This is a genomic window from Arthrobacter sp. B3I9, assembly GCF_030816935.1.
In the GTDB taxonomy this organism is placed as follows: Bacteria; Actinomycetota; Actinomycetes; order Actinomycetales; family Micrococcaceae; genus Arthrobacter.
In genome coordinates, this window is the sequence record NZ_JAUSYO010000001.1 from 2895729 (window position 1) to 2916821 (window position 21093).

20 protein-coding genes are annotated in these 21093 nt (G+C 67.2%); 9 read left to right on the forward strand and 11 right to left on the reverse strand.

All coding sequences use genetic code 11. The features are described from left to right. Positions 1-20: 20 nt before the first annotated feature. Positions 21-1931 carry a serine/threonine-protein kinase gene (locus tag QFZ65_RS13510; RefSeq protein WP_306911185.1) on the reverse strand — a complete coding sequence of 637 codons (1911 nt, stop codon included), beginning with the start codon at positions 1929-1931 and terminating at the stop codon, positions 21-23. 99 nt (positions 1932-2030) lie between these two features. On the opposite strand from QFZ65_RS13510, the gene lipB reads away from it, so the two are divergent. From lipB to QFZ65_RS13525, 3 genes are all read left to right on the forward strand, one after another. Further along, positions 2031-2708, forward strand: coding sequence for a lipoyl(octanoyl) transferase LipB (gene lipB, locus QFZ65_RS13515; protein ID WP_306912578.1), 678 nt, complete (start codon positions 2031-2033; stop codon positions 2706-2708). Beyond that, positions 2705-3712, forward strand: coding sequence for a lipoyl synthase (lipA, locus tag QFZ65_RS13520; protein ID WP_306911186.1), 1008 nt, complete (start codon positions 2705-2707; stop codon positions 3710-3712). Before lipB ends, lipA begins: the two co-directional genes overlap by 4 nt. A gap of 91 nt (positions 3713-3803) precedes the next feature. Then, on the forward strand, positions 3804-4580 hold the full coding sequence (locus tag QFZ65_RS13525) for a DUF4191 domain-containing protein (protein ID WP_306911187.1): 777 nt from the start codon (positions 3804-3806) through the stop codon (positions 4578-4580). A gap of 552 nt (positions 4581-5132) precedes the next feature. Here the strand turns inward: QFZ65_RS13525 and QFZ65_RS13530 are convergent. Next, positions 5133-5570, reverse strand: a complete 438-nt coding sequence (locus QFZ65_RS13530; RefSeq protein ID WP_306911188.1) for an RDD family protein — start codon at positions 5568-5570, stop codon at positions 5133-5135. Between the two features lie 295 nt (positions 5571-5865). Here QFZ65_RS13530 and glnA (QFZ65_RS13535) point away from each other — a divergent pair, with 295 nt between their 5' ends. Further along, complete coding sequence (glnA, locus tag QFZ65_RS13535; protein ID WP_306911189.1) at positions 5866-7290, forward strand: type I glutamate--ammonia ligase; 1425 nt, start codon at positions 5866-5868, stop codon at positions 7288-7290. 561 nt (positions 7291-7851) lie between these two features. After that, on the forward strand, positions 7852-8193 hold the full coding sequence (locus tag QFZ65_RS13540; protein WP_306911190.1) for a hypothetical protein: 342 nt from the start codon (positions 7852-7854) through the stop codon (positions 8191-8193). Between the two features lie 138 nt (positions 8194-8331). Here the strand turns inward: QFZ65_RS13540 and QFZ65_RS13545 are convergent, their stop codons facing one another. From QFZ65_RS13545 to glnA (QFZ65_RS13565), 5 genes are all read right to left on the reverse strand, one after another. Further along, entirely contained in the window at positions 8332-8532 is a 201-nt protein-coding gene (locus QFZ65_RS13545; protein ID WP_306911193.1) for an AsnC family protein, read from the reverse strand. Positions 8533-8604: 72 nt separating this feature from the next. Beyond that, the gene (locus tag QFZ65_RS13550; RefSeq protein WP_306911194.1) at positions 8605-9252 is read right to left on the reverse strand and encodes an MBL fold metallo-hydrolase; all 648 of its coding nucleotides are present in this window, start codon (positions 9250-9252) and stop codon (positions 8605-8607) included. Positions 9253-9324: 72 nt separating this feature from the next. Next, entirely contained in the window at positions 9325-9837 is a 513-nt protein-coding gene (locus QFZ65_RS13555; RefSeq protein WP_306911196.1) for a GNAT family N-acetyltransferase, read from the reverse strand. A 74-nt stretch (positions 9838-9911) separates the two neighbouring features. Further along, the gene (locus QFZ65_RS13560; RefSeq protein ID WP_306911199.1) at positions 9912-12923 is read right to left on the reverse strand and encodes a bifunctional [glutamine synthetase] adenylyltransferase/[glutamine synthetase]-adenylyl-L-tyrosine phosphorylase; all 3012 of its coding nucleotides are present in this window, start codon (positions 12921-12923) and stop codon (positions 9912-9914) included. Between the two features lie 9 nt (positions 12924-12932). After that, positions 12933-14273, reverse strand: coding sequence for a type I glutamate--ammonia ligase (gene glnA / locus QFZ65_RS13565; RefSeq protein WP_306911200.1), 1341 nt, complete (start codon positions 14271-14273; stop codon positions 12933-12935). A gap of 261 nt (positions 14274-14534) precedes the next feature. Here glnA (QFZ65_RS13565) and panB point away from each other — a divergent pair, with 261 nt between their 5' ends. Beyond that, positions 14535-15458: a 3-methyl-2-oxobutanoate hydroxymethyltransferase gene (gene panB, locus QFZ65_RS13570; RefSeq protein WP_306911202.1), complete on the forward strand. Its 924-nt coding sequence runs from the start codon at positions 14535-14537 to the stop codon at positions 15456-15458. A 26-nt stretch (positions 15459-15484) separates the two neighbouring features. Here the strand turns inward: panB and QFZ65_RS13575 are convergent, their stop codons facing one another. Beyond that, positions 15485-15649 carry an SPOR domain-containing protein gene (locus QFZ65_RS13575; protein WP_306911204.1) on the reverse strand — a complete coding sequence of 55 codons (165 nt, stop codon included), beginning with the start codon at positions 15647-15649 and terminating at the stop codon, positions 15485-15487. A 147-nt stretch (positions 15650-15796) separates the two neighbouring features. Here QFZ65_RS13575 and map point away from each other — a divergent pair, with 147 nt between their 5' ends. Then, on the forward strand, positions 15797-16675 hold the full coding sequence (gene map, locus QFZ65_RS13580; RefSeq protein WP_306911206.1) for a type I methionyl aminopeptidase: 879 nt from the start codon (positions 15797-15799) through the stop codon (positions 16673-16675). A 103-nt stretch (positions 16676-16778) separates the two neighbouring features. After that, positions 16779-17582: a polyphosphate--glucose phosphotransferase gene (gene ppgK, locus QFZ65_RS13585; RefSeq protein ID WP_306911208.1), complete on the forward strand. Its 804-nt coding sequence runs from the start codon at positions 16779-16781 to the stop codon at positions 17580-17582. A 78-nt stretch (positions 17583-17660) separates the two neighbouring features. Here ppgK and nrdR read toward each other — a convergent pair whose 3' ends face one another. The 3 genes from nrdR to QFZ65_RS13600 form a co-directional block, all read right to left on the reverse strand. Then, positions 17661-18182 carry a transcriptional regulator NrdR gene (gene nrdR / locus QFZ65_RS13590; protein ID WP_306911210.1) on the reverse strand — a complete coding sequence of 174 codons (522 nt, stop codon included), beginning with the start codon at positions 18180-18182 and terminating at the stop codon, positions 17661-17663. Positions 18183-18333: 151 nt separating this feature from the next. Next, positions 18334-19737 (reverse strand): histidinol dehydrogenase, encoded by a 1404-nt coding sequence (gene hisD / locus QFZ65_RS13595; protein WP_306911211.1) that lies wholly within the window; start codon positions 19735-19737, stop codon positions 18334-18336. Positions 19738-19778: 41 nt separating this feature from the next. Beyond that, positions 19779-20393 carry a hypothetical protein gene (locus QFZ65_RS13600; protein ID WP_306911213.1) on the reverse strand — a complete coding sequence of 205 codons (615 nt, stop codon included), beginning with the start codon at positions 20391-20393 and terminating at the stop codon, positions 19779-19781. A 218-nt stretch (positions 20394-20611) separates the two neighbouring features. On the opposite strand from QFZ65_RS13600, the gene QFZ65_RS13605 reads away from it, so the two are divergent. Beyond that, positions 20612-21070, forward strand: coding sequence for a flavin reductase family protein (locus tag QFZ65_RS13605; protein WP_306912579.1), 459 nt, complete (start codon positions 20612-20614; stop codon positions 21068-21070). Positions 21071-21093: the final 23 nt, after the last annotated feature.

Here is a 21093-nt window from a genome sequence, read left to right on the forward strand (position 1 = left end):
GGTGCCGCCGTCGCGGGTTCCTAGCCCGGAGCAGTACTTGGGGGAAGGATTTCCTGGATCCTCCACCGGCCATCGACCTGCACGAGCACCAGCCGGAGCCGCTGCTCCCCGGAGGGGCCGGCCTCGGCCACCATGGCGCCCGATGCGTCCCGCTCCTGGTAGGCGGACGACGCCACGCTGACGGCCAGGACGGTGCGCCAGGGCCCGCTGACCGGCGCTCGTTCCACCGTGGTCAACACGTTGGCAAAACCTGTCAGCACGTGGCCGGATTCCCGCAGCCGGGCGCCGGTCCTGGCGTCCGCGGCCGCTGCAGGGGATCCCGGGGCGTTGACTTCGTCCAGCAGTTCCAGGTCCCCGGAATTGAAGGCCAGCGCACGGAGCCGGGATAGTCCGCGGACAGCCTCTGCGGGGTCCTCGGACCGGAGCAGGGCCTGGATGTCCTGCGGGATCGTCGTAGGCGGGGCCGGCTCCAGGGCTCCTCTATACGGTGGGGATTGGGAAGGACTTTGGGCAGCGCCCGCTTCCGCACCGGCGCCGGACAACGCGGGAAAGGGCGCCGGCAGCCGGACGCCAGCCAGCAGCCAGGCACCTGTGACAACGGTCAGCAACGCCAGCACCGTCAAAGCTGCCACCCGGAGACCGGGGGGTCCGCCACCAAGTGACCTTGCAGCATTTTTGCCGGCAATAGCACCGTGGGCAGCATGCCTTGCCGGTGGGCGCGGCGGTACAAGCCTTGCCCGCGGATGATGCGGTAGTAGCGGTAGAAGCCGTGCGGCCGAGCGGGGCGGTACCAGCCCTGCTGCCGCGCGCGGCGGCGCGTGCCTTGCCGGCGAGTGGGACAGTGCGGCCGCGGCCGCCTGTCCCGAGACTGCGGCCGGGGTCCGCCGGATCATTCGGGAGACATCGCCGGACCAGCGGCGGAGCCGTTCAACCCCGCGCTCCCGCCCTCTGCGGGGCAGGACACGCCGGGTGAGCAGCTCCGGGATCACGGTCGGGTGGACTGATCCGGACAGGTCCACCGGCTCCGCCCTGGCACTCCGATAGATCGCTGTGGCGAGCTCCGCAGCCGTTGGCCGGAGGCGCCGGTCCTCCCGCAGGCCTGCCTCCAGCGCAGCGGCGAGGGCAGCCGGAACCCCGGGCACCAGCAGCGGCAGCGGCGGCCGCTGCTGCTCCGGCTCAGGGGCGCGCCCGGACAGACAGAACCAGCCGAGGGCTGCAAGGGAATAGACGTCGCGTTCGGGCTGCAGCCCGGCCCGCACTGCATCCACGGGTGCCGGGTCACGGAAACCGTCCGTGCCGTGTTGGGCGTCCGCGGTGGTGTCCGCCACCATCCGCGCGACACCGAGATCGGCCAGGAGGGGCTTGCCCTGCGCCGTAAACAACACATTGCCGGGGGCGACGTCGCCGTGGGTGAAGCCGTGCGCGTGCAGATATGCCAGTACCTGCGCGACGGGGGTCAGTACGGTCACCGTCTCGCCGGCGCTCAGCCGCGCCCGGCCCGCGACGAGGGCTGCGAGCGAGCCGCCGGGCGCATAGTCCAGCACGAGGCCCAGCCCTCGGCCCCCGTCGCTACCGGTTTCAGGAAGAAAGTGCAGGCGCACCACCGCGTGCACCCTGACGAGGTGGTCGTGGTCCAGCACGGACAGGACGCGGACTTCGCGCCGCATCTCCGCCTCGGAACCGGGCTCCTCCCCCGTGCCGCCGCCGGACGGAAAACATTTCAGCGCAACCTTCCGGCCTGTCGACGTCTCGGTGGCAAGCCAGACTGTGGCGCTGCCCCCGCGGCCGAGCCAGCGGCCGACGTCGTAACCGGGAACTATCGGTGGGGCGACGCCAGCCCCTGCGAAATCTTCCGTCACGGTATTTGTCGCCCCGGAATCTTCCGCGCCGGTATCTACCGCGGCGGCATCTTCCGCACTGAGATCTTCCATACCGAAAGGAATAGCCGATTCCGACGATCCCCGCAGAAGTTATCCACAGGCATGAGAGCTTGACCACACAAGCGGGTACGCGCACGGGCGAGGACTAAGCTGGATGCCATGACTCTTCAGTTCCTCCAGCTGGGTCTCGACCCTGACTTCGTTGACTACTCGCACGGCTGGGACGTCCAGCGTGAACTGCACGAAAAAGTCGTCGCCGGGACCGCGCCCAGCACCGTACTGTTGCTCGAGCATGCGGCTGTTTACACGGCCGGCAAACGCACCGAGGACCACGAACGCCCCTTTGACGGGACTCCGGTGGTGCCCGTGGACCGCGGCGGAAAGCTCACTTGGCACGGCCCCGGACAGCTCGTGGGCTACCCCATCATCAAGCTCAGGAACAAGGCCGGAATCCGCGATTATGTGGAGCGCCTCGAGGCTGTCATCATCGCCGTGCTGGCCGACTACGGCATCGATGCCGTGCGCATAAAGGGCCGTGCGGGCGTGTGGATCGAACAGGACGAGAAGGGCCCAGCCCGGAAGATCGCGGCCATCGGCATCCGGGTCAGCGACGGCGTGACGATGCATGGTTTTGCCATCAACTGCAACAACGACCTCGCGCCTTACGGCCAGATCATTGCCTGCGGGATCACCGACGCCGGTGTCACCACGATCGCCCAGGAGACAGGCCGGGACGTCACCCCGGCCGACCTCGTGTCGCGGATCATCGAAGAACTGCGCGACAATGAACAAGCCCTAGTTGCAACCCACGAAGGAGCTCTACTGTGACACTGGCACCAGAAGGCCGGAAGATGCTGCGCATCGAGCAGCGGAACGCGGCCACACCGGTGGAACGCAAGCCGGAATGGATCAAGGCCAAGGTCCAGATGGGCCCGGAGTTCGTGCAGCTCAAGAACCTGGTCAAGAAGGAAGGCCTGCACACCGTCTGTGAGGAGGCCGGCTGCCCCAACATCTTCGAATGCTGGGAAGACAAGGAAGCGACGTTCCTGATCGGCGGCTCCGAATGTACCCGGCGCTGCGACTTCTGCCAGATCGACACGGGCAAGCCGTCGCCGGTGGACATGTTCGAGCCGACCAAGGTGGCCCGCTCCGTGCAGTCCATGCAGCTGCGGTACGCCACCGTCACCGGTGTGGCCCGCGATGACCTCGCCGACGAGGGCGTCTGGCTGTACGCCGAAACAGTCCGCAAGATCCACGAGCTCAACCCGGGCACCGGCGTCGAACTCCTCATTCCGGACTTCTCCGGAAAACCCGAACACATCGCGGCGATCTGCGACTCGAAGCCCGAGGTGTTCGCCCACAACGTCGAGACCGTGCCCCGGATCTTCAAGCGGATCCGCCCGGCCTTCCGCTACGACCGGTCGCTGGATGTGATCACGCAGGGCCGCAAGCTCGGCATGGTGACCAAGTCGAACCTGATCCTGGGCATGGGCGAGACCCGCGAGGAGATCTCCGAGGCCCTGCGGGACCTGCACGAGGCCGGCTGTGACCTGATCACCATCACCCAGTACCTGCGCCCGTCCGAGCGGCACCTGCCGGTGGACCGCTGGGTCAAGCCGCAGGAGTTCGTTGACCTGCAGCAGGAAGCGGACGAGATCGGCTTCCTCGGCGTCATGTCCGGGCCGCTGGTGCGTTCCTCCTACCGGGCCGGCCGGCTCTGGGCCACCGCGATGCGCAAGAAGGGCTGGGAAATCCCGGCCGAGCTCGCCCACATCGAAAGCTCCGGAAGCACCCGCCAGGAAGCCAGCTCACTGCTGGCCGCGCGCTCCTAATCCAGCGAGACCACAACATTGTCGCCAGGGCCGGCACCGGAGCAATCCGGCGGACGGCCCTGAGCCGTCAATCGCGTAGAATTAAGGCACTATGGCGAATTCCCCTGACCCCCGCACGTCCAGTTCTTCGGCCTCCGGCTCTTCAGCCGTCACTCCGAAGCGTGGCCTCTTCTCCCGTAAGGCCAAGGTAGCGACGGCTAAGAAGCCGAGCCGCCTGAAGCAGATCGGCGAGGTCTTCCAGATGACCCGGCGCAACGATCCGATGGTGCCCTGGCTCATGCTGCTGGCCTTCCTTGGCGTTGTGGCTGTCAGCCTTCTGGTTGGCTTCCTTATGGAAAACTGGATCACCGGCCTGATCATCGGCATCGCGCTGGGGGTGCTTGCCGCGACCTTCATCCTGTCCCGCAGGGCCGAGCGGGCCGCCTTCGCACAGATCGAAAACCAGCCCGGGGCCGCAGGTGCAGCGCTGGGCACGCTCAAGCGCGGCTGGATCGTCGAAGAACAGCCGGTCGCCGTGAACCCGCGCACCCAGGACGTGGTCTTCCGCGCCATCGGCCGGCCCGGCGTCGTGCTGGTCAGTGAAGGTCCCACCAGCCGGGTGAAGCCGCTGGTCGACGCCGAACGCAAACGCCTTGCGCGCATCCTGCCGAATGTCACCATCCACGTGATCGAAAGCGGCCGCGGTGAGGGCCAGGTGCCGATCAGCCAGGTCGCCAAGAAGATGAACAAGCTGAACAAGGAACTGACCAAGATCGAGGTCAGTGCCGTGTCCAAGCGGATCTCCTCGCTGGGAAGCCGCCTGCCGATCCCGAAGGGCATTGATCCGTACAAGGCCCGCCCGGACCGCAAGGCTGCCCGCGGACGCTAGCCGCCCGCAGCAACATTTGCAGCTCCAACGAGTCGCCCCGATTACCGCCTTAAGGCCGTATACAGGGGCGATATTCGTTTAAGCGGCAGCCGCGGCCCTCAGACCCTCGTTGGCGCCACGCTCGTTTGACGAAATTGGCCGCTATGCGAAGGGGCATAGCGGCCATAATTGGCGAGTCGTGGACCTCCGGGGGTGCTTAGCCGGCGGAGGCGTCGGCGTACTCATAAGGCGAGACCGAGGTTTTCCTCCGCCGCTGAAGCCGCGTCCTGGGAATGTGTGGCAGCCGACCCGCCCTGCTGTCACGCCCGATTGACGAAAGTGGCCGCTCCGCGAATGGGCGTAGCGGCCATAATTGGCGAATCGCGGCGCTTCCCTGGGATGCCAGCTGGGCACAGCGGCCATTCTTGGCGAATCGCGGGGCTTCCCCGCGACTCCAGCTGGGCACAGCGGCCATTCTTGGCGAATCGCGGGATCTCCGGGCCTGCGGGAACTGGCGGGACCTCCCAGGACTTCCCAAGGGCCTCCGCAGCGACGATCCAGCCGCGCCCGCCGTTACATCCGGATCAGCACGGTGTTCAGAGCTTTGTCATGCAGCCCGCGCTGGTCAGGGTCGAAAATGACGGCGGGGATGACCAGGCACACCAGCAGGGCCCTGACCACTGCCGGGAGTGGACCTGCGGGGGCACCGCCCAGCCGTACCACGTGGATTCCCATGATGCGGTGCCCGATGCTGTAGCCCAGCGTGCCGATCAGCAGCGCCTGCTCCGCCGCGAACACGGCAAGGGTGGCCCACGGATTGCCGGCGAAGGCGTAGTTGCTGATGAGCAGGGCGATCCCCCAGTCGATGCAGATGGCGAGGATCCGGCGGCCGGCGCGGGCGATGGAGCCGGGGCCGGACTCGGGCAGGCCCAGCCGCTCCCCCGGGTACTTGGAGATGCCGGACGTATCCGGCCCGCTGAGCCATGAGCCTAAGTCTTTACGATCAACCACCCTCCAAGACTATCGGGATTCGACGGGGCGATCGCAGTCCAGGGAGCGGACCCGGCCGCCCACACTGCGGAACCGGATTGGCCACAGAGTGGACACCGACTACCGTTTACATGTCAGGGCATTCTGTAACGTGCCTGAAACAAAGCGGACACCGTGGTGAAATCCCGTGTCCTTAGGGTGGTAACAGTTGCCGGCGGCATAGGAGCGGGGCGGACTTTTTCGTTCTCCCCGCTGTCGGACTGCGCTGGACCACATGGCCTGACGGCCAGATCTTTCATATGCGTAAGGAGCATAGATGTTCAAGACTGCGGACGAAGTCCTCAAGTTCATCAAAGACGAAGACATCAGATTCGTCGATATCCGCTTCACCGACCTCCCCGGCGTTCAGCAGCACTTCAACGTGCCCGCCAAGAGTGTTGACGCGGACTTCTTCGTCAACGGCCAGCTTTTCGACGGATCCTCCATCCGCGGCTTCCAGGGCATCGCCGAGTCGGACATGCAGCTCATCCCGGACGTCACGACGGCGTTCGTAGACACGTTCCGCCTGGAGAAGACCCTCGCGCTGAACTTCTCGATCGTGAACCCCCGCACCGGTGACCCGTACCACCGCGATCCCCGCGGCGTGGCCGAGAAGGCCGAGGCCTACCTCGCCTCCACCGGCATCGCTGACACGGCGTTCTTTGCGCCGGAGGCCGAGTTCTTCGTCTTCGACAACGTGCAGTACCAGTCCTCCCCGCAGGGCAGCTTCTACAAGATCGACTCCGAGGAAGCCCACTGGAACTCGGGCCGCGAAGAAGAAGGCGGAAACCTCGGTTACAAGACCCCCGTCAAGGGCGGTTACTTCCCGGTCTCCCCGACCGACAAGCAGGCCGACCTGCGCGATGCCATGTGTATCGCACTGGATGAGGCCGGCCTTGAGGTCGAGCGCAGCCACCACGAAGTCGGTTCCGCCGGCCAGGCTGAGATCAACTACAAGTTCACCACCCTGACCCACGCGGCTGATGACCTGCAGAAGTTCAAGTACGTCATCAAGAACACCGCCGACGCCTGGGGCAAGTCCGTCACCTTCATGCCGAAGCCGGTCTTCGGTGACAACGGCTCGGGCATGCACTGCCACCAGTCGCTGTGGAATGGCGGCGACCCGCTGTTCTACGACGAGAAGGGTTACGCCGGCCTCTCCGACACGGCCCGCTGGTACATCGGCGGCCTGCTGAAGCACTCCTCGGCCGTTCTGGCCTTCACCAACCCGACGGTGAACTCCTACCGCCGCCTGGTCAAGGGCTTCGAGGCCCCGGTCAACATGGTCTACTCGCAGGGCAACCGCTCCGCCGGTATCCGTATCCCGATCACGGGTTCCAACCCGAAGGCCAAGCGCATCGAATTCCGCGCTCCGGACCCCTCCTCGAACCCGTACCTGGCCTTCGCCGCCCAGCTGATGGCCGGCATCGACGGCATCCGCAACCGCATCGAACCGCCCGCTCCGATCGACAAGGACCTCTACGAGCTCCCCGCCGAGGAAGCCAAGGACATCCCGAAGGCTCCGGGCACGCTCGAAGAAGCCCTGGATGCACTGGCTGAGGACAACGAGTTCCTGCAGGCCGGCGGCGTCTTCACCCAGGACCTGATCGACACCTGGATCGAGTACAAGTACGAGAACGAGATCCGTCCGCTCTCGCTGCGCCCGAACCCGTACGAGTTCGAGCTGTACTACGGCGTCTAGTCAGACCAAGGCTCAATAGCCTGCACGACGGCGGCCCCCACCTTCCGGTGGGGGCCGCTCGTCTTTTAAGCGGCTCTTCGAGACGGCGCCGTTACACGAGCACCACCGCATGCGCCCGGCATGATCTTGCCCGAATCCGCCGAACTCCGCCCTGAACGCCCTTCCCGCCCAGCCAAAAGGCGGTTAGCGTTTAAGAGGGCGCAGCTCCGCGGCTGAGGATCCGGCGGACTGGCGCTCCGACACCGCACCAGGTTCATGCCCATCGCTCCTGTTCCTGGGCAGGCATCGGGTGGGCGCGGAAGTGTCCGCACGGTGATAACCGTCCCTAGCCGCAACACAGTTCAGGGAAGTCCGGGCAGGGGCGTGGTTCCCGCACTGAGATGTGGGCCATCAACCGCAGTTTGATAACCGGACAGCAAAGTCCCCGGAGACGCGACGACGCCGATCAGTCGTCGCGCCGGCACTAAGGAGCGGTACCAGCCGCGCCGGTGCGAAACGTGGAGTTCCCTGTCTCGTCTTCCTGCGGAATACATCAAGAAAGAACAGAAGTAGGCGAGTCACATGAAGAAACTGATTCGGTTGCTGGGAACGGCCCTCCTGGTCGCCGGAATGGGCATCGGCGGGACGGCCTTGACGGCGGGAGCTGCCTCGGCGGATACCGGAACGCAGGCCGCAAACCTGCAGGTTTCCGGCGGCTCCTGGCCGGACCATGACAACTGCTGGAACCATGACGGCGGTTGGATCAATGGCGGGCATGACTCGAACGGTGACAAGTGCCGGGACCATCACGGCCGCGACGGCGATCGTGACCACAACGACCACCACGGCGATCATCGTGACCACAACGACCACCACGGCGATCATGGTGACCACAAGGGCGACGGGCGTCACAACGACTGCTAGCCCCGTTCCGGGTGACTAGTCACAGGCTCCGCCAGCGCAACGGCTGGCGGAGTTTTCCCGTCCTGGCCGGAGATGCCCGCACGACGACGGTTCCCGCCTTCACCGTGGGCCGTAGGACTGCGCTTACCGGAGAAGCTGTCAACGCTTCCCGTACTTCTTATGCACGGCCTGTTTGCTCACGCCAAGGCAGGTCGCGATGGCCTCCCATGACAGGCCGGCCTGGCGTGCGCGCAACACCACTTCCGTCTCGGTGCGGGCAACTTCCTTCCGGAGCTCCGCGACCGCATACAGGGCTTCCGCCGGGCCCTTGCCGTCCATCGAACCGATCAATGTCTTCACGGGACACCTCCTGGACGTCAACTTTAGATGACGCCCGGAGCGGTGTCAACGAAAGTTGACCCCCGCAGTTCCTCAGGGAGCCTCCGGCGCATCTTGGAGGAGCCGGTGCAAGGCCGTTACGGGGTCGGGGATCTCCGGCCCATGCGCAAAGAGCATCCGCTCGGGCTCCAGCCGGGCCAGCTTCCGGAGTGATTCCTCCGCCTGCACCGGATCTGCCGTAAACGCCTCCGGCGCCCGCCCGAGTGCGCCCGCATCGCTGAACAGAGCATCTCCCACAAACAGAATCCTGTCCTCAAACGACAGGCAGATGTGTCCCGCAGTGTGCCCGGGGGCCTCCACGACCTGCAGACTGCGGACCCTGTCACCCTCTGCCAGCGGTCGGGGCGGCTCGGGGGACGGGATGTCGGGACAGTCACGGGCACCGGCCCAGACCACGGCCTGCGGGCTCCGGGCCACGACGTCGGCGAGGCCGCCAAAATGGTCCGGATGCGCATGCGTCAGGATGACGTCGGTCACGTCATCCCACCCTGCGCCGGCGCGGTTCAGTGCTTCTCCGATGGGATCGGCGCTGCCCGGACCGGTGTCGATCAACAGCAGCCCGTCCGGGTGGGAGACGATGAAGCATCGGACGTCCATCGTCACCTCAACCGGCCCAACAATCCCGGCCGGAAGGCGGAGCTCCTGGACGACCGGTTCTACCAACATCTCGGGATGGACCATCGCACACCTTTCGGGAGCCGGAACAGAACCAATATCGACGCCCCCGGCGCTCCAGTCAAGGTGTTCCGCGGCTCAGAAGGCCCGGTACATGGTCCTTTGCGGGCCGGAATCGCCGCCCAGGTACTGTCCCCGGTCCTCGAAGCCGGCTTTGAGGTAGGCGGCCCGGCCGGCCTGATTGGCTTCGTTGACGGACAGCACGACGCCGGTCTGGTTCCCGCCGAGGGCTGCCGTCAGTTTCGCGGCGGCCCGGAAAGCGGCCTCGGCGGCGAGAGTGCCGAGGCCCTTGCCCTGGTGCCGGCGGTCGATCAGGAATCCGCGGAGCAGCCAGACGGAATCATTGTCGGGCCACCCGGCGAGGCTCGCCGCACCGCTCTGCAGCGTCAGCACGCCTACTGCCGTCCCGTTGGTGTCCACCGCGTAAGGGTGGCGGGATTCCTCCTCCAGCGCCACCAGCATCATCCGCAGCGGATCCCCTACAAAGGTGCGCTGGTCCTCGCGCACATCAAGTTCGGCGATCTCCCCTAGCTTGATGGCGCGGGCGTCGCCGTCGAGAGTCTTCAGCGGCAGCAGCCACACATGGTCCATGACGGAAGCGTACCCGGTCTCCCGCCGTCGAACCGGCCGCACGAGCCATCACGGAACGCCATCACTGAACACCGTCACTGCCCGTAAAAAACCCGATCAAACACGCCCCGGGCCCGCCGGCTGAGCCGGAGATAGTCCTCCTCCAGCGCCGCCGCGTTGCCCTGGCCGTAACCGCACCAGCGCGCCACGGCCTCCAGGTCACGGCGCGAAGAGGGCAGCAGGTCCGACGCCCGGCCGGTCCAGATCACGTTCGCCGAGCGGATCCGGCTCGCCAGGCGCCAGGACTTCAGCAGGTGTGCCGCGTCGGTCTCCTCCAGCAGGCCCAGGCGTACCGCCGCCTCCAGCGCTTCCACAGTGGAGGTGGTCCGCAGCTCAGGGTGCCGGCCCGCGTGCTGGAGCTGGATCAGCTGGGCCAGCCATTCGACGTCGCTCAGTCCGCCGCGGCCGAGCTTCAGGTGGCGGGCGGGATCCGCGCCGCGGGGCAGCCGTTCGGCCTCCACCCGGGCCTTGACGCGCCGGACCTCCCGCACATCGCTTCCGGCGAGCTCGTCCGGATAGCGGATCGGGTCGATGAGGGCCACGAAATCCCGGGCAAGCTGGTCGTCGCCGGCCATCGGGCGGGCACGCAGCAGCGCCTGGGCCTCCCAGATCAGCGACCACCGCCGGTAGTACTCCGCATAGGACTCCAATGAGCGCACCATGGGCCCGCTCTTGCCCTCGGGCCGCAGGTCGGCGTCGACACTCAGCACGCGTTCGGCCAGGATGGCAGGTTTCAGGGGCTGGGTAAGGAGGGTCGAGAGCCGGCCGACAATCTGCGCAGCCTGCTGCTGGGCCTCCTCTTCGGGCACTCCCGGCAGGCCGCGGTGGACGTACATGACGTCGGCGTCCGAGCCGTAGCCGATCTCCCGCCCGCCCTGCCGGCCCATGGCGACCACCAGCACGTGGGTCTTGAGGGGCTCGCCGGCGGTGACCGTGTTTTCCGCCACCCGGAGCGCCCCCAGCACCGCGGCGCGGTCGGTGTCGGCGAGGGCCGCGCCCACCTGGTCCTGGTCCAGCAGGCCGGCGCTGTCGGCGATGGCGATCCGGAGGATTTCCCTGCGGCGGATCAGCCGGATCAGGCGCATCGCATTTTCCGGCTCCGCGTGCCGGGACATCTTCGCGGTGATCTCCTGCCACTGCGCTTCAAAGCTCACGGGCACGAGGTCCTTGTCCGAGCCGAGCCAGGCCACGGATTCCGGCGAAACTTCAAGGAGGTCCGCGATGAGCCGGGAGTTGGCAAGGACATGGCAGAGCCGTTCCGCGGCCGCCGTCGAGTCCCGGAGCAGTCCCAGGTACCAGTGCGTGGTGCCGAGGGCCTCACTGACACGGCGGAAGGCGAGCAGGCCGCCGTCGGGGTCGACGCCGTCGGCCAGCCAACCCAGCAGGATCGGCAGCAGCTGCCGCTGCAGCGCGGCACGGCGGCTGACGCCGGCCGTCAGGGCCTCGATGTGCCGCATCGCCCCCTGCGGGTCAAGGTAACCCAGAGCGGCGAGCCGTCCCTGCGCGGCTTCCGGGGTGAGCCGGGCCTCCTCGCTGCTGAGGGTCGCGGCGGTGTTCAGCAGGGGGCGGTAAAAGATGCGGTCATGCAGTTCCCGGACCGAGCGTTTCGTCTTGCGCCAGGCGGCCATCAGGGCATCGGGCTGGGGCCGTTCATTGGAGAAGGGCCCCAGCACGGCCTTCGCCAGGGCGCGCAGGGCGGACTCCTGGACCGGCATCAGGTGGGTCCGGCGCAGCTGGAACAGCTGGATGCGGTGCTCGAGCAGCCGCAGATAGCGGTAGTCGCGGTCGAATTCCGCGGCGTCCGAGCGGCCGATGTAGCCGCCGGCAGACAGGGCGGCGATGGCGGAGGTGGTGTCACGGTGGCGCAGCGTTTCGTCGGACTTTCCGTGCACCAGCTGCAGCAGCTGGACGGTGAACTCCACGTCCCGCAGTCCGCCGCGGCCCAGCTTGATCTGCCGCTGCTCCTCCTCAGCCGGAATGTGCTCGGTAACCCTGCGGCGCATGGAGCGGACCGACTCCACGAATCCCTCACGTCCCGCCGAGGACCAGATGAGCGGCGCGACGGCGGCCTCATAGCGTGCCCCGAGCGCGGCGTCCCCGGCGATGGTCCGCGCTTTCAGCAGGGCCTGGAACTCCCAGCTCTCGGCCCAGCGGGCGTAGTAGCTTTCGTGCGAGGCCAGTGTCCGGACCAGCGGGCCGGACTTCCCCTCCGGCCGCAGGTTCGCGTCGACCTCCCAGAGGCCCGGTTCCCGGCCCGGGGACATGATGGCGCGGGAAATACCGGACGCGAGGGTGGTCCCGATGGTGTTGGCACGCGAGTCCTCCAGCGCACCGGGTTCAATCACGTAGATGACGTCGACGTCGGAAATGTAGTTCAGCTCCCGGGCGCCGCATTTGCCCATGCCGATCACGGCAAGCCCGACGTCGGCCACCTCCGTGGCGCTGAATTGCTCGGCCGCCTCTGCCCGGGATACGGCGAGGGCGGCCTCGATGGCAGCCCCGGCGAGGTCGGCCAGTTCGGCTCCCGCGGCGGGCAGGAAATCCAGCGGATCAGCGGCGCAGAGGTCCTTCACCGCGAGCTCGACGAGACCGCGCCGGTAGGCGGCACGCAACGCCTCATAGCCCTCCGGTCCGGACAGGCCCGCAACCGGCCGCAGGGATTTCGGATCGGCACGTACGGACTGCAGCAGCCGGGCGCGGAGGACCGCGGCGTCCGCTGGCTGCGGCTCCGGGCTGGCCGCGACTTCCAGGGCGTCAAGGTGTTCCGGGTGCCGGATCAGGAACTCGCCCAGGGCCTCGGAGGCGCCCAGCACGCGGTACAGCGGTTCGCTGGTCTCCAGCTCCGCCACCGCGAGCTTCCGGAGGGCCGGGTGCTTCTCGATCAGCCGGACCAGCGACTGCAGGGCCGTGTCCGGGTTCGCGGCCAGCTGCAGCCCGGCGAACAGGACGTCCTGGTCGAGCCCCTCCAGCTCCGGGGCGGCCAGGAACCGTTCGCCCTTCTCCAGATCACTGAAGCCGGCGGCAATGAGGCGTCGTGCCAGGCTCACCGTCGGCGCCTAGAGGATGCCGAGGTTGCGCTGCAGTTCGTAGGGCGTCACCTGGAGGCGGTAGTCCTGCCATTCGGCCCGCTTGTTGCGCAGGAAGTGCTCGAAAACCTGCTCGCCGAGGATCTGCGGCATCAGTTCGGAGTCCTCCATGGAACGGATCGCGTCGTGCAGGCTGGCCGGCAGCGGGTCGTGTCCCATGGCACGGCGCTCGGCCGAGCTGAGCGACCAAATGTCGTCCTCGGCCGCGGCGGGCAGCTGGTAGCCCTCCTCGATGCCCTTCAGCCCGGCGCCGAGCAGCACCGCGTACGCGAGGTAGGGGTTGGCGGCGGAGTCGATGCCGCGGTACTCGATCCGTGCCGACTGGCCCTTGCCCGGCTTGTACAGCGGCACGCGGACCAGGGCGGAGCGGTTGTTGTGTCCCCAGCTCAAGTAGCTCGGGGCTTCTCCCCCGCCCCAGAGGCGCTTATAGGAGTTCACGAACTGGTTCGTGACCGCGGTGAACTCCGGGGCGTGCTTCAGGACTCCGGCGATGAACTGCCGGGCCGTCTCGGAGAGCTGGAACTCCGCCCCGGCCTCGTAGAAGGCGTTGGTGTCGCCCTCGAAAAGCGAAAAGTGGGTGTGCATTCCGGAGCCCGGGTGGGCGGTGAAGGGCTTCGGCATGAACGTGGCGTAGGTGCCCTGCTGCAGCGCCACTTCCTTGATCACGGTGCGGAACGTCATGATGTTGTCCGCGGTCTGCAGGGCATCCGCGTAGCGCAGGTCGATCTCGTTCTGCCCGGGTCCGGCCTCATGGTGGCTGAACTCCACCGAGATGCCCACCGATTCGAGCATGGTCACGGCCGTGCGGCGGAAGTCCTGGGCCACGCCGCCGGGGACGTGGTCGAAGTAGCCGCCCTCATCGACCGGTACCGGGGCACCGTCCGGGCCCGGCTCCTGGGATTTCAGCAGGTAGAACTCGATCTCGGGATGGGTGTAGCAGGTGAACCCCATGTCGGCGGCCTTGGCCAGGGTGCGCTTGAGGACGTTGCGCGGATCAGCCGTGGAGGGCTCGCCGTCGGGCGTCAGGATGTCGCAGAACATCCGGGACGTCGCTTCGGACTCCCCCCGCCAGGGCAGGATCTGGAAGGTGGCGGGGTCCGGCTGGGCCAGCATGTCGGATTCGAAAACGCGGGCAAGTCCCTCGATGGAGGAGCCGTCGAAGCCGAGGCCTTCCTCGAAGGCGCCTTCCACCTCGGCGGGGGCCAGCGCCACCGACTTCAGAGATCCCACGACGTCGGTGAACCACAGACGCACAAACCGCACGTCGCGCTCCTCGATCGTCCGCAGGACAAACTCTTGCTGGCGGTCCATTCTGGCCTCTTTCCGGTTCTTCCGTCCGTGCCCCAGGCCCCCGGTGCACGGGTCCCGCAGCTGCTCTTTGGTTCACTTTACTGATCATCGGCACCGTTTGCTGGCTCCGCTGCCGCGCGTAACACACCGTTAACATAAGCGGCCCGGAGCGGGTGCATGAACTGCTGCTCCGAGGGGATACCGCCAGCACCCTCCGAGGCGGTTCACCCGGCGGGCGCGGGATGCTTACCAGTGCAGGGGGAATCGCACTACGCTCATGCCATGGCCACAAGCATCAATCCCGATCCCAGCACGCCCGGCGAAGTTCCGGCCCCCTACGGCACCGGACCGGCGGCAGGTGCTCCCGCGACGGCCTCCGGCAGCGGAACGTCCGGCTCAGAAGGGAAGCCGGTGGTGAGGATGCGCACCCACCACCTCCGCCAGGCCAAGGTCAACGGTGAACGGTTCGCCATGCTGACCGCCTACGACCAGTACACTGCTGAGATTTTCGACCAGGCCGGCATTGAGGTCCTCCTGGTCGGCGACTCGGCCTCCAACAACGTCTTCGGCAACGAGACAAGCCTTCCGGTTACCGTGGACGAGCTGATCCCGCTGGTCAGGGCCGTGACCCGCTCGGCCCGCCGGGCCCTGGTGGTTGCCGACCTTCCGTTCGGCAGCTACGAGGTCTCCGCGCAGCAGGCGGTGGAGACCGGAGTGCGCTTCCTCAAGGAAGGTCTGGCCCACGCGGTGAAGATTGAAGGTGGCAAGTTCTACGCCGGGACTGTCGAGGCCATGGTGCAGGCCGGAATCCCGGTCATGGCGCACATCGGCTTCACGCCGCAGAGCGAGCATTCCCTCGGCGGCTACCGCGTCCAGGGCCGCGGCGACGATGCCCGACGGTTGATTGACGACGCCGTCTCGCTCGCCGAGGCGGGCGCTTTTTGCGTGCTGATGGAGATGGTTCCGGCCGAGACAGCGGCGGCGGTTGACGCCGCGGTGGACGTGCCCACCATCGGGATCGGCGCAGGCAACGCGACCACGGGCCAGGTGCTGGTGTGGCAGGACATGGCAGGACTGCGCGGTGGGAAGATGGCCAAGTTCGTCAAGCAGTACGCAGACCTTCGGACCTCGTTGAGCGACGCCGCCAGGGCCTACGGCGAGGACGTGCGCTCCGGGCAGTTCCCCGGTCCCGAGCACTCGTTCTAGGCGGCTGGTGGGCCGCATGCCGGGAGCTAGTCGTCGTCGCCCTTTTCCCACGACTCGTTGCGCGCCCTGACCTTTTCCAAGGCGTGCTCAGCTTCTTCCCGGGTCTTATAGGGGCCGATCAGCTGGCTCCAGTCGGACATGGCGTCCACTTCGACCTCGTGCGTGTTGATGTTGTACCAGTACTCTGGCATCGATGCTCCTCGGCTCTCATGGTTCCTCTGCCGGCGGCCCGGCGGGGAAGGGCGGCGCCGGATCCGGTGCGGCTCCCCGCTGCGTTTCCGCACCGACTTTCCGCGCTCCGTATATTTGTGTCCCGTCCGGCCTTATATGATCAATGTATGCCTTCTCTCGCCTCGACCGCACCCATCGGCACCCTGGTCCCGGGAACCATCAGCCCGCAGCTTTCCGTTCCGGCCTCCATTCCCCGCCCCGAGTACGTGGGCAAGCCGGCGCCGTCCAAGTTCACGGGGTCAGAGGTCAAGTCGGCAGAAACCATCGAGAAGATCCGGATCGCTTCCCGCATCGCCGCCCAGGCGACCGTCGAGGTGGGAAAGCACATCCAGCCCGGCGTCACTACCGACCAGCTGGACCGGGTGGGACACGAGTTCCTGCTCGACCACAATGCTTACCCGTCCACCCTGGGCTACCGCGGCTTCCCGAAGTCCCTGTGCTCCTCGATCAACGAGGTCATCTGCCACGGGATCCCGGACAGCACCGTGGTTGAGGACGGGGACATCATCAATATCGATATCACCGCGTTCATCGGCGGCGTGCACGGCGACACGAACTACACGTTCCTGGCAGGCAACGTCGACGAGGAGTCGCGCCTGCTCGTCGAGCGCACCCAGGAGTCCCTGAACCGTGCCATCCGGGCCGTCGCCCCTGGCCGGGAAATCAACGTGATCGGCCGGACCATCGAGTCGTACGCGAAGCGCTTCGGCTACGGCGTGGTCCGCGACTTCACCGGGCACGGCGTCGGAGAGGCCTTCCATACCGGCCTGATCATTCCGCACTACGACGCAGCCCCTGCCTACAACACCGTCATGGAGACCGGCATGGTCTTCACGATCGAGCCCATGCTGACTTTGGGAACCGTCGACTGGGACATGTGGGCCGACGACTGGACCGTGGTGACCCGGGACCGCAGGCGCACCGCGCAGTTCGAACACACGCTGCTGGTGACCGAATCCGGTGCCGAGGTCCTCACCCTCCCCTGAACCATGCGCCCTGAACCCGCTCCGCGGAAAGATCCGCTTTTCACCAGCCGGTTCCGGGCCGCCCCTTTTTCCTAGCCCGCCCCCTGCCACGAACGGACGCACATTGGTCAACAAGGACGAAAAGCCGAAGAAGAACGCCCCCTTGATCGGCATTGACATCGGCGGCACCGGGATCAAAGGCGGGATCGTCGACCTGAAGAAGGGCAAGCTGGTGGGTGACCGGCTCCGCGTCCCCACCCCTCAGCCGTCTACGCCGGAAGCCGTAGCCGAAACCGTCGCACACGTGGTGGCGGAGCTGTCAAAGCGCTCGGATGCGCCGTCCGCCCTGTCCCCCGTGGGCGTGACCTTCCCGGGGATCATCCAGCACGGCGTGGTCCACTCGACCGCGAACGTCGACAACGCCTGGCTGGGCCTCGACATTGACGGCCTGCTCACCGCCCGCCTCGGCCGCCCCGTGGAGGTCATCAACGACGCCGACGCTGCGGGCCTGGCCGAGGCCCGCTATGGCGCCGGCGAAGGCGTCAAGGGCACCGTGCTGGTGATTACGCTGGGCACCGGCATCGGTTCTGCATTCATCTTCGACGGCAAGCTTGTTCCCAACGCGGAACTGGGACACCTGGAGATCGACGGGTTCGACGCCGAGAGCAAGGCCTCGGCCGTCGCCCGCGAGCGGGACGGGCTGAGCTGGGAAGAATACAGTGTCCTGTTGCAGCGCTACTTCTCCCACGTCGAGTTCCTGTTCTCCCCCGAGCTGTTCATCGTCGGCGGCGGCATCTCCAAGCGCGCGGACGAGTACCTGCCGCGGCTGAAGCTCCGCACGCCGATCGTCCCGGCAGAACTGAAGAACGACGCCGGCATCGTGGGTGCCGCCATCGAGATTGCCCTCAAGCACAAACTGGCCAAGTAGTTTGGTGCCGGTGGTGGCCGCGGCTTCCCCTCCGCTGCCACCACCGGAGTCTTATGGTCCGGCTCCTGTGAACGGAGCCTAGAGCGGGCTCTTCTGGGAACCCTTGTTCTCCAGGGCCTTGTTCTCCAGGGCCTTGGTGGGGTCGGCTTTGGCGCCGGCCTCATGCCGGAGCAGCGAGATGGCCGACTCAAAGTCCTCAAGGGATTCGAAGGCCTGGTACACGCTGGCGAAACGCAGGTACGCCACCTGGTCCAGCTTCTGCAGCGGGTTGAGGATGGCCAGGCCGACTTCGTGGGCCTCGATTTCCGCTGCGCCGGACGCGCGGATGGCCTCTTCGACCTCCTGCGCCAGCAAGGCGAGGTCGTCCTCGGTCACGGGGCGGCCCTGGCACGCTTTCCGGACGCCGTTGATGACCTTGCTCCGGCTGAACGGCTCGCCGACTCCGGAACGCTTGATCACGGTCAGGCTGGTGGTCTCCACTGTCGTGAAGCGGCGGCCGCATTCGGGACACTGGCGGCGGCGGCGGATGGCTGAGCCGTCGTCGGCAATCCGGCTGTCCACCACGCGGGAATCAGGGTTGCGGCAGAAAGGGCAGTACATGTGCCTTCCTTCCTGTCGCAATTCCGGTCTTACCGCTGGACGCCCACGTGCAAGCCGATGGGCCAGCGCAGGCCGCTGTCACCATCAGTTTACGACTAGATGTAGCTGAATAACAAGCCTGTAATTACTACATGTAGTGTTCTCGAACCCGTCAGGAACCGTTGCCGAACCGGGCCGTGACGGCCTCCCCGTGCGCCGGCAGGTCTTCCGCGCCGGCCAGGCTCACGATGTGGGAGCTCACCTGTTCCAGCGCCGTGCGGCTGTAATTGATCACCTGGATGGCACGCAGGAATGTCGTGACGTTCAACCCGGACGAGAACGCGGCAGTGCCGCTGGTGGGCAGGACGTGGTTGGACCCTGCGCAGTAGTCCCCCAGGCTCACGGGGCTGTAATCGCCGACGAAAATCGCCCCGGCGTTCCGGATCCGCGCCGCCACTCCGGCCGCATCCGCCGTCATGATTTCCAGGTGCTCCGCCGCGTAGGCGTCGCAGGCGGCAATCCCCTGTTCCAGGTCGTCCACCAGGACGACGCCGGACTGGGGGCCGGAGAGGGCCTCGCGGACCCGCGCACTATGTTTGGTGCGGGCGGCACGGCGCTCCAGCTCCTCCTGGACTGCCGCGGCGAGCTCCTCGGAATCCGTGATGAGCACGGAGGCTGCTTTCGGGTCGTGCTCGGCCTGGCTGATCAGGTCGGCCGCGACGAGGTCCGGCTGCGCGGTGGCATCGGCCAGGATCGCGATTTCGGTGGTCCCCGCCTCGGAGTCGATCCCCACGACCCCCTTCACGAGCCGCTTGGCGGTGGCGACGAAGATGTTGCCGGGGCCCGTCACCACATCCACCGGGTCGATTCCGGCGCGGTTTTCATCCGCTCCGGCGGCCGGGATTCCGTAGGCAAATGCCGCGATGGCCTGGGCGCCCCCGATCGCGTAGACCTCCTCGATGCCGAGCAGGCATGCGGCTGCGAGGATGGTGGGGTGCGGCAGCCCGCCAAAATCCTTTTGCGGCGGTGACGCCAGTGCAATGGACTCGACGCCGGCCGCGAGGGCCGGAACAACATTCATGATCACCGAGGACGGATACACCGCAAGGCCGCCCGGGACGTAGAGGCCCACCCGGCCCACCGGGACCCAGTTCTGGCTGACGACGGCGCCGTCGCCGAGTTCGACATCGGTGTCCGCCGGGCGCTGGGCGTCCGCGAACCGGCGCGCGCGCCGGATGGATTCTTCCAGCGCTGCCCGCACGGCGGGATCGAGCCCGGCCAGCGCCGCCTGCAGTGCTTCGGCGGGAACCCGCGGATGCTCCTGCTCCACGCCGTCGAACTGGAGTGCCAGTTCCCGGAGGGCTTCGAATCCACGGCCGCGGACCCCGGCAATGATGTCCAGGACCTTCTCTTCCGCGTCTGCCCGGGTGCCGGTCTGCGCGCGGGGCACGGCGGCGCGGAGCCCCGCCAGGGACAACCGCTGACCACGCAGGTCGACGGTGCGGAAAGCGGGGCCGGCGGCGGTCGAGGGCACAGTGCTTTCGGTGGACTGAGGGCTCTCAGGTGTAAGGGTCACCCGCCCATTTTACGTGCCGGGGCGCGGCCGCATGGACGCTGTTACGCGGGTTCCCCGGATGCCGGGTTCCCGGGTGCCGGCTTCCTGGCTGCTGGCGTCTTGGGGGCGGCCAGGAACCGGCCAACGAACAGGGTGAGGGCGACGGCGGCCGGCCAGATGGCGAGCACCGCGTAGGAGCGCAGTGAAAACGCGATGCTGGCGTTGGCCGAAGCATCTTCCGGCGCGCCCCACCATTGCCCGCACAGCACGCCGGTCCGCCAGGCAAGCAACGCTCCCAACGCCCCGGCTGCAACCACCAGGACGACGTCCGTGACCGCTCGCTCCTCCTCCCGCACGCCGGAGGCCAGCGCCCCGGCGATGCAGCCGGCAAGCAGGAACAGCCCGGCGAGCACCAGGTCGCGCGGCAGCCACGTGTCCAGGTTGCTGCCGCTGCGCAGCGCCGGGTTTCCGGACAGGACGTTCAGTCCCGACGGCGCCAGCACCCACCACAGCACCCCCACCGGCACGCCGGCAGCGGCGATGGCCGCGGGCCAGCGTAGGCGCGTCCGGCCTGCCGCGTGTATCCGGACCGCCCCATGCATCCAGCTTGGGCGTCCGGGGCCGTCCTTGCCTTCCTCAGGCTGCTGGACCGGGCGGTGTACTGCGGGTTGTGTCATGCAACAAACCTTAACAAGCATTCGGCTGGTCGGGCTCCCGCCGGGCGGCCGGGGAGGAGGAGCCTGCATGACGGTCCGTGACGGCGGCAGATCACTCAGGTACCGCGGCCTGTCCGGGGAGCAATACGCTTGCAGGGTAGAAACATTCGGCACGTGCAGCAGGGAGTTGGATCGCAGTGGCCTCAGAAGAGGAGACCTTCGAAGGAACCTTCAAGGAAATGTTCCGCCGGCATGCGGCAGGCGTGGCCATCATTACCGCCAATTACAACGGCCTTCCGTTTGGTTTCACCGCAACCTCGGTGGCCTCCCTTTCGGCCAAGCCGCCCCGGTTCACGTTCAACATGGCGCGGACCTCCAGCTCCTGGCCGGCGGTGGCCAACACCACCTACATCGGCGTGCACATGCTCGGGCTCGAGAACCAGGAGCTGGCCGACCGTTTCGCACGCTCCCGCAACCGGTTCGAGGGCGACCACTGGGAGCTGGGCGCGCACGAGGTGCCCATCCTCAAGGACGTGTCCGGCTGGCTGATCGGCAAGATCCAGATGCGGCTCTCCTTCGAGAACAACGCCGTGGTCGTCGTCGAGGTGGTGGAGGGTGCGGTCGGCGGCGACGGCACACCGCTGCTGTACCACGGGGGCAGCTACAGCCGGCCGGTCCCGCTGGACTACGAGATCTAGACGCAGGCAGGCGCCCGCCGCCC